Consider the following 7,926-nt stretch of genomic DNA (forward strand, 5'->3'; position numbering starts at 1 on the left):
CAAAACCCGTAGGCCCGTGCAAGCGAAGCGCCGCCGGGCATTTAAAGGCCGCTCATTAGCGGCTTTTTTCATGGCAAAATCTGGAGAGTGGTACGCAAAAGTGGTATAACAAATCATCTGCCGTACCCTGCCTGGAGCGCATATGGAAATCACCGAACCACGTCGTTTATATCAACAACTTGCTGCGGAGCTGAAAGATCGCATCGAGCAAGGGGTCTATCTTGTCGGTGATAAACTTCCCGCCGAGCGCTTCATCGCCGATGAAAAAAGCGTCAGCCGCACCGTGGTGCGCGAAGCGATCATCATGCTGGAAGTGGAAGGCTACGTTGAGGTCCGCAAAGGCTCCGGCATTCACGTCATATCCAATCTGCCGAAACACTCTCCCGTCGCGGACGAAAGTCTGGAATTCGCCAGCTATGGTCCGTTTGAGCTGCTCCAGGCTCGCCAGCTGATTGAAAGCAATATTGCCGAATTTGCCGCGACGCAGGTGACCAAGCAGGACATCATGAAGCTGATGGAGATCCAGGAGAACGCGCGTAAGGAAAAATGTTTCCGCGATTCCGAGTGGGATCTGCAGTTCCACGTTCAGGTCGCCCTGGCAACCCAAAACACGGCGCTGGCGGCAATCGTTGAGAAAATGTGGACTCAGCGCGTTCACAACCCGTACTGGAAAAAACTGCACGACCATATCGATTCCCGCACCGTCGACAACTGGTGTGACGATCACGATAAAATCCTTAAGGCGCTGATTCGTAAAGATCCGCATGCCGCCAAGCTGGCGATGTGGCAGCACCTGGAAAACACCAAGCAGATGCTGTTCAATGAAACCAGCGATGACTTCGAATTTAACGCTGACCGCTATCTTTTTGCCGATAATCCGGTTGTTCATCTCGATACGGCGTCCAGTGCCGCAAAATAGCTGACGTTTCTGCTGGCAGGCGCGACGCTGCGCCTTCCGGCTTACAGGAGTAAGCAAAACATATATAGTGTCAGCCTTTGTAAATCCCCTCGCTCACATCCTGGGCTTACGCCAAAATCAACTCGCCCCTGCAAATTCTGTGACGCAGAACGTTGGGCTTTGTTACAATTGGATTCAATTCCTTATTTTGTAAGTTAGTGCTTGCTAACCAGCCAATTAACAGGGAACAGTGTTGGCCACACCGCAATGTGTCCGCGAGCGACCATAATGAAATCACAACAATGTCGCCGTACTGTTTGTCCCGGATAACAGGCGTGACGTTAACCGATTTCCAGGAACACTGAATGGAACTTTTGACCCAACTACTGCATGCCCTCTGGGCGCAGGATTTTGAAACGCTGGCCAACCCTTCCATGATTGGCATGCTCTATTTCGTCTTGTTTATGATCCTGTTCCTTGAGAACGGTTTGCTGCCTGCAGCCTTCCTCCCCGGCGATAGTTTGCTGGTGCTCGTGGGCGTGCTGTGTGCCAAAGGGGCGATGGCGTTTCCACAAACCATTTTATTGCTGACCGTCGCCGCAAGCCTCGGCTGCTGGGTGAGCTATATCCAGGGAAGATGGCTGGGCAATACCCGAATCGTCCAGAACTGGCTCTCGCACCTGCCTGCGCACTATCACCAGCGGGCACACCACCTTTTCCATAAGCACGGGCTTTCCGCGCTGCTGATTGGCCGCTTTATCGCCTTTGTCCGCACCCTGTTACCTACCATTGCCGGCCTGTCAGGCCTGAGCAGCGCGCGCTTCCAGTTCTTTAACTGGATGAGCGGTCTGTTATGGGTGCTTATTCTGACGACGCTCGGCTATGCGCTGGGTAAAACGCCGGTCTTTATGAAATATGAAGACCAGCTGATGTCCTGCCTGATGCTGCTGCCTGTGGTGCTGCTGGTCTTCGGCCTGGTTGGCTCCCTGGTCGTCCTGTGGAAAAAGAAATACGGAGCCAAAGGCTGACGATGGTTATCTCACCGCTCGCTCTGCGCCGCTTTGCCTTTGCCGTGATTACGCTGGTCGTGCTCAGCGCCCTGCTGCTGGCATGGCGCGCGCTGTCGCACCAGGAGTCAACGCTGGCGATCCGCCCGGTAAATCAGGGTGCCAGCGTGCCTGACGGTTTTTCCGTCTGGCATCATCTGGACGCGAACGGGATCCGCTTTAAGAGCATCACCCCGCAGGACGATGTTTTACTGATTAAGTTTGATTCCCGTGCGCAAAGTGCCGCCGCGAAAGTGGTTCTCGACCGCACGCTGCCGCACGGGTATATCATTGCTCAGCAGGAAGATGAGAGCCAGCCTGCAGCCTGGCTCTCATTGATTCGCGATACGTCGCATCGGTTTGGATAACTTCCAGGATTCCGAATCTTTTCACTCACTTTGGTGATTCCCCCGTTTACTTACTATGCTTAAGTACGCGGAGCACCCCTCGAATGTACTCCGCATAACTTTGGATAGCGGCTGATACCGCAACACAATGGAAGGTTTCGATAATGAAATTCCGCATGACTCTGGCTCTGGCCCTTTTTTCTTTAAGCACAGCATCCTTCGCCAACTCTCTCTGTCAGGAGAAAGAACAGGATATTCAGCGTGAGATCGGCTATGCCGAAAAGCATAACAATCAGCACCGTGTTGATGGTCTCAAAAAAGCGCTGAGCGAAGTGAAAGCGAACTGTTCAGACAGCAAGCTGCGTGCCGATCGCCAGAAGAAAATCGCTGAACAGAAGGACGAGATTGCCGAGCGCCGTCGCGACCTGCAGGAAGCGAAAGAGAAAGGGGATGCGGAAAAAATTGCTAAGCGCGAGAGGAAGCTGAAAGAAGCGCAGGACGACCTGAAAGCGCTGGAAGCTCGCGATTATTGAGTTAACGGAAATCTCAACAGGAGAGAGAATCATGTCAAAAGATACGACGTCTGAACATCTGCGCGCTGAACTGAAATCCCTGGCCGACACTCTTGAAGAGGTGCTGAACTCCTCGGCTGACAAGTCAAAAGAAGAGGTCAGCAAGCTGCGCAGCAAGGCGGAGCAGGCGCTGAAGGAGAGCCGCTATCGCCTGGGTGAAACCGGTGATGCGTTGGCGAAACAGACCCGAGAAGCGGCTGCGCGCGCGGACGAGTACGTGCGTGATAATCCATGGACGGGTGTAGGGATTGGTGCCGCAGTGGGTGTGGTACTGGGTGTCCTGCTGACGCGTCGCTGATATGGAAGATCCTCGTCACGCACAAGGGCCTGCTAACAACGTCCTCGGCATCGGCCAGCGTATCTTAACGACGCTGGTCGGGATTGCCGAAACGCGCGTCCGGCTGGCAGTGGTCGAGCTGGAAGAGGAGAAAGCGAACCTCTTCCAGATGCTGCTAATGCTCGGGCTAACCATGCTCTTCGCCGCGTTTGGTTTGATGAGCCTGATGGTGTTAATCATCTGGGCCATCGACCCGCAGTATCGCCTTAACGCAATGATTGCCACCACCGTCGTTCTGCTGGTCGCAGCCTTGATAGGCGGTATCTGGACGCTGCGTAAAGCGCGCCAGTCCACTTTCCTGCGCCATACGCGTCAGGAGCTGGCGAACGATCGCGCCCTGCTGGAGGATGACAAGCCGTGAGCGGTAAAGCCGAACGTCAAAAGCGAAAAGCGTACCTGCTGAGCCAGATCCAGCAGCAGCGGCTGGATCTGGCTGCCAGCCGCCGCGACTGGATTGACGCGACGCGACGGTTTGACCGGGGCTGGAATACCGTCCTGAGCCTGCGCTCATGGGCACTGGTCGGCAGCAGCGTAATGGCCATCTGGTCCGTTCGTCATCCGAATATGCTCATCCGCTGGGCGCGCCGCGGTTTTGGTGCCTGGAGCGCCTGGCGGCTGGTGAAATCCACGATTCGACAGCAGCAGCTGCGGTAGCCTTCTCGCCGGGTGGCGCTGCGCTTACCCGGCCTACGGATCAAACGTAGGCCGGGTAAGGCGTAGCCGCCCCCCGGCAAAATCCCCCCTTACTCAATATCTTTGAAAAAGATTGACAGTTTTCCTTGCTAACAATCGCCAACCGTCACGTTTATGATGCTCTCCATCGACAGCAACGACGCGGTATCTACCCGGAATTGCAGACAAATAACGTTCAGCCGCTGATGTGGTTTCCCGGAGAGTAAAATGAAAAAATTAGAAGATGTTGGTGTACTGGTAGCGCGTATTCTGATGCCAATTCTGTTCATCGTGGCTGGTTGGGGCAAAATCACCGGTTATGCAGGTACCCAGCAGTATATGGAAGCCATGGGCGTTCCGGGGTTCCTTCTGCCGCTGACCATTCTTCTTGAGTTCGGCGGCGGCCTGGCAGTGCTGTTCGGCTTCCTGACCCGCACCACCGCGCTGTTTACCGCAGGCTTCACCGTGCTGACCGCGTTCATCTTCCACAGCAACTTTGCGGAAGGCGTGAACTCTCTGATGTTCATGAAAAACCTGACCATCGCGGGTGGCTTCCTGCTGCTGGCGGTCACTGGCCCGGGCGCGTACAGCATTGACCGCGTTCTGAATAAGAAATGGTAAGCACGCTATACTGAATAAACACAAAGCGAGGAGACATCTCCTCGCTTTTGCTATCTGACGGAGGAGAAACAAATGGGACAACTCGTAGACGGCGTCTGGCAGGATGTCTGGTATGACACTCAATCCACCGGTGGACGCTTCAAGCGCTCTGTTTCAGCCTTCCGTAACTGGCTGACCGCCGACGGCGCACCTGGCCCAAGCGGCGAAGGCGGCTTCGCGGCGGAGAAAGATCGTTATCATCTTTATGTTTCCCTTGCCTGCCCGTGGGCACACCGCACGCTGCTCGTGCGCAAGCTTAAAGGTCTTGAATCCTTGATTCCGGTTTCGGTGGTCAACCCGCTGATGCTGGAAAATGGCTGGACGTTTGACGGTGATTTCCCCGCCGCCACCGGTGATGAGCTGTATCACCATGATTTCCTCTACCAGCTTTATCTTCGCGCCGACCCGCACTACACCGGGCGCGTGACCGTGCCGGTGCTGTGGGACAAGAAAAACCAGACCATTGTCAGCAATGAGTCTGCGGAAATCATCCGCATGTTCAATACCGCATTTGATGCGCACGGCGCCCGCGCCGGAGATTACTACCCGACTGAACTGCGCGATAAGATTGATGAGCTGAACAGCTGGATCTACGACAACGTCAACAACGGCGTCTACAAGGCAGGTTTCGCCACCAGCCAGGAAGCGTATGACGAAGCGGTCGGGAAGGTATTTGAATCCCTGGAGCGTCTGGAACAGATCCTGGGCCAGCATCGCTACCTGACGGGCGATCGCCTCACGGAAGCGGACATTCGCCTGTGGACCACGCTGGTGCGCTTTGATCCGGTCTATGTCACCCACTTTAAGTGCGACAAGCACCGTATCAGCGACTACCTGAACCTGTACGGCTTCCTGCGTGATATCTACCAGATGCCGGGCATCGCCGAAACGGTCGACTTCGACCATATTCGCACCCACTATTTCCGCAGCCACAAGACCATTAACCCGACGGGCATCATCTCCATCGGCCCGTGGCAGGACCTGGATGAGCCGCACGGTCGCGACGTGCGTTTTGGATAAATATCAAGGGCATCAATAGATGCCCTTTTTTAATTCACCATCTCCATCTATCCTTATCTCGATCGCTTAAAAAACAAGTGATTGACCGATTATTGAGGCAAGGAAAAATGGACTGGTATTTAAACGTACTGCGCAACTACATTGGATTTGGTGGCCGAGCCCGCCGCAAAGAGTACTGGATGTTCATTCTGGTGAACTTCATCTTCGCGCTGGTGCTAAGCATTGTGGATAAAATTCTGGGCTGGGAGTGGGCGAGCGGGGAAGGCGTTCTCACCTCAATTTACGGCTTATTTATTCTGTTGCCTTCCTGGGCCGTGCAGTTTCGACGTCTGCACGACACCGATCGTTCGGCGTGGTGGCTGTTGCTGCTGCTGATCCCGATCGTGGGGTGGATTGTGATTTTGATCTTCAACTGCCAGAGCGGCACGCCGGGCGAAAACCGCTTTGGTCCCGATCCTAAAATCGGCGCATAAGATAAAGCCCGGTGGCGCTTCGCTGACCGGGCCTACTCGCTATTTGTTGTGCTGGGCAAAGAGCTTTGGTATTTCCCGCAGGCACCACGACTTGGCTTCGCCCATGCTGTCGCGACGCCACGCCATAATAATGTCCACTTCGCTGGTGTACTCCGGGCTCACGACCCGCAGCCGCCCTTCCGCAATATCTTTTTCCACAAACGGGTACGGCATGGTCGCCACGCCAAGCCCTGCCAGCAGCGCCTGACGTTTGTCCTCCAGGGAGGTCACCGTCAGACGAGGCTGTTTATCCAGCAGCTGCACCGTCAGCACCGGACGCTCGCGCGCGGTATCCGCAACCGCCACGCCGCGATACTTCACGCGCGTCACTTCAGAGAGCGGCTCCGGCTCCTGGTGAATTGGATGATTGGGTGCGGCAACATAGACGTTCATGACGCTGTAAAGCTTGCGCGAGTTGATTTCCGATGAGGAACGAAAGTGCATGTCCGGCGCAATGACGATATCCGCCCTGCCCGTCTCCAGACGTTCCCACGCCCCTGCCAGCACCTCGGTGATGATCGACAGCTGCGTATTGGCCTTCGCCGCCAGGCGATCCACCAGCGGGAACAGCGCTTCAGTCGGCACCAGCGCTTCAGTCACTAACGTCAGGTGGGTCTCCCAGCCCCGCGCCAGCGCTTCGGCGTCCGTCGTGAGCTTGTCCGCCGCTTCCAGCAGCACGCGGCCGCGCTCCAGCAGCATTCGCCCCACGTTGGTGAATTTTGTTCGATGACCGGAGCGGTCAAACAGCACCACGTCCAGCTCTTCCTCCAGCTTCTGCATGGTGTAGCTTAGCGCAGACGGAACGCGCCCCAGCTCATCTGCCGCCGCCGCAAAACTGCCGCGGCGGTCAATCGCGTCCATGACGCGAAGCGCCTCAAGCGTCAATGCTCTCTCTTTAGCCATCTCGTTCTCATTCAGGAAATTTGAACATACCAGGCAGAATATCTGGCTAACAATGAAGCGTCCATACCTTTACCATTGTTTTAGTGTAAAGAGAGGTCAAGTTTATGATTACGACAAGAACAGCTAAACAGTGCGGACAAGCCGATTTCGGATGGCTGCAGGCCCGCTACACCTTTTCCTTTGGACACTACTTTGACCCTAAACTCCTTGGTTACGCTTCATTACGCGTGCTGAATCAGGAAGTGCTCGCCCCGGGCGCCTCCTTCCAGCCGCGTACGTATCCGAAAGTCGATATCCTGAACCTGATCCTGGAAGGCGAGGCAGAATACCGCGATAGCGAGGGCAATCATGTCCAGGCAAAGGCTGGCGAAGCGCTGTTAATTTCTACGCAGCCGGGCATCAGCTACAGCGAGCACAACCTCAGCAAAGACAAAACGCTGACCCGCATGCAGCTGTGGCTGGACGCCTGCCCTGAGCGGGAAAATCCGCTGGTGCAGAAGGTAGATTTAACGGGCGACAGGCAGCAGCTGATTGCATCGCCCGATGGCAGCAAAGGCAGCCTGCAATTGCGTCAGCAGGTGTGGCTGCATCACATCGAGCTGAAGAAAGGTGAACAGGCGAGCTTCCAGCTTCATGGTCCGCGCGCCTATTTACAGTCTATTCACGGTACGGTGCATGCGGTGACGCATACGGAAGAGAAAGAGGCGCTCACCTGCGGCGACGGGGCGTTTATTCGTGATGAAGCGAATATCACCCTTGTGGCGGATACGCCGCTGCGCGCGCTGCTGATTGATTTGCCGGTTTAAAGAGTTCCCTAACCCTCTCCCAATGGGCTGAGGAATCCCCACAAAATAATGCCAGCACAGTCGGCCCCCTCTCCATTGAGGGAGAGGGTTGGGGTGAGGGGGGGAACATACGGCTGTAGTGGTCATTCCGTTCACTTTATGTTCCTTGCTACT

At 55.5% G+C, this 7,926-nt stretch carries 12 protein-coding genes; 11 read left to right on the forward strand and 1 reads right to left on the reverse strand.

The genetic code is table 11. The features are described from left to right. The first annotated feature begins 142 nt into the window (after window positions 1-142). From exuR to ACMWKK_RS23870, 10 genes are all read left to right on the forward strand, one after another. A complete protein-coding gene (exuR, locus tag ACMWKK_RS23825) occupies window positions 143-919 on the forward strand; it encodes a transcriptional regulator ExuR (protein ID WP_045403469.1) in 777 nt (258 codons plus the stop codon). Between the two features lie 344 nt (window positions 920-1,263). Continuing rightward, entirely contained in the window at window positions 1,264-1,926 is a 663-nt protein-coding gene (gene yqjA, locus ACMWKK_RS23830) for a DedA family general envelope maintenance protein YqjA (RefSeq protein ID WP_032642281.1), read from the forward strand. A 2-nt stretch (window positions 1,927-1,928) separates the two neighbouring features. Beyond that, window positions 1,929-2,312 (forward strand): EnvZ/OmpR regulon moderator MzrA, encoded by a 384-nt coding sequence (gene mzrA, locus ACMWKK_RS23835; protein ID WP_045330843.1) that lies wholly within the window; start codon window positions 1,929-1,931, stop codon window positions 2,310-2,312. 143 nt (window positions 2,313-2,455) lie between these two features. Continuing rightward, entirely contained in the window at window positions 2,456-2,824 is a 369-nt protein-coding gene (locus tag ACMWKK_RS23840; RefSeq protein ID WP_045330841.1) for a DUF1090 domain-containing protein, read from the forward strand. Window positions 2,825-2,855: 31 nt separating this feature from the next. Beyond that, window positions 2,856-3,161 (forward strand): DUF883 family protein, encoded by a 306-nt coding sequence (locus ACMWKK_RS23845; RefSeq protein WP_008503141.1) that lies wholly within the window; start codon window positions 2,856-2,858, stop codon window positions 3,159-3,161. A 1-nt stretch (window position 3,162) separates the two neighbouring features. Continuing rightward, on the forward strand, window positions 3,163-3,561 hold the full coding sequence (locus ACMWKK_RS23850; RefSeq protein WP_025759867.1) for a phage holin family protein: 399 nt from the start codon (window positions 3,163-3,165) through the stop codon (window positions 3,559-3,561). After that, window positions 3,558-3,854, forward strand: a complete 297-nt coding sequence (locus ACMWKK_RS23855) for a YqjK-like family protein (RefSeq protein ID WP_112781018.1) — start codon at window positions 3,558-3,560, stop codon at window positions 3,852-3,854. Before ACMWKK_RS23850 ends, ACMWKK_RS23855 begins: the two co-directional genes overlap by 4 nt. A 246-nt stretch (window positions 3,855-4,100) precedes the next feature. Beyond that, window positions 4,101-4,493 carry a DoxX family protein gene (locus tag ACMWKK_RS23860; protein ID WP_023309292.1) on the forward strand — a complete coding sequence of 131 codons (393 nt, stop codon included), beginning with the start codon at window positions 4,101-4,103 and terminating at the stop codon, window positions 4,491-4,493. A 72-nt stretch (window positions 4,494-4,565) separates the two neighbouring features. Then, a complete protein-coding gene (locus tag ACMWKK_RS23865; RefSeq protein ID WP_112781019.1) occupies window positions 4,566-5,552 on the forward strand; it encodes a glutathione S-transferase family protein in 987 nt (328 codons plus the stop codon). Between the two features lie 107 nt (window positions 5,553-5,659). Continuing rightward, complete coding sequence (locus ACMWKK_RS23870; RefSeq protein WP_045330833.1) at window positions 5,660-6,025, forward strand: DUF805 domain-containing protein; 366 nt, start codon at window positions 5,660-5,662, stop codon at window positions 6,023-6,025. A 39-nt stretch (window positions 6,026-6,064) separates the two neighbouring features. Here the strand turns inward: ACMWKK_RS23870 and yhaJ are convergent, their stop codons facing one another. Further along, window positions 6,065-6,967 (reverse strand): DNA-binding transcriptional regulator YhaJ, encoded by a 903-nt coding sequence (gene yhaJ, locus ACMWKK_RS23875; RefSeq protein ID WP_045330830.1) that lies wholly within the window; start codon window positions 6,965-6,967, stop codon window positions 6,065-6,067. A 104-nt stretch (window positions 6,968-7,071) separates the two neighbouring features. On the opposite strand from yhaJ, the gene ACMWKK_RS23880 reads away from it, so the two are divergent. After that, entirely contained in the window at window positions 7,072-7,773 is a 702-nt protein-coding gene (locus ACMWKK_RS23880; protein ID WP_045330828.1) for a pirin family protein, read from the forward strand. The last annotated feature ends 153 nt before the right edge of the window (window positions 7,774-7,926 follow it).

This window comes from Enterobacter sp. 01-M-03-SI-ECC (assembly GCF_047530215.1).
GTDB lineage: Bacteria > Pseudomonadota > Gammaproteobacteria > Enterobacterales > Enterobacteriaceae > Enterobacter > Enterobacter chengduensis.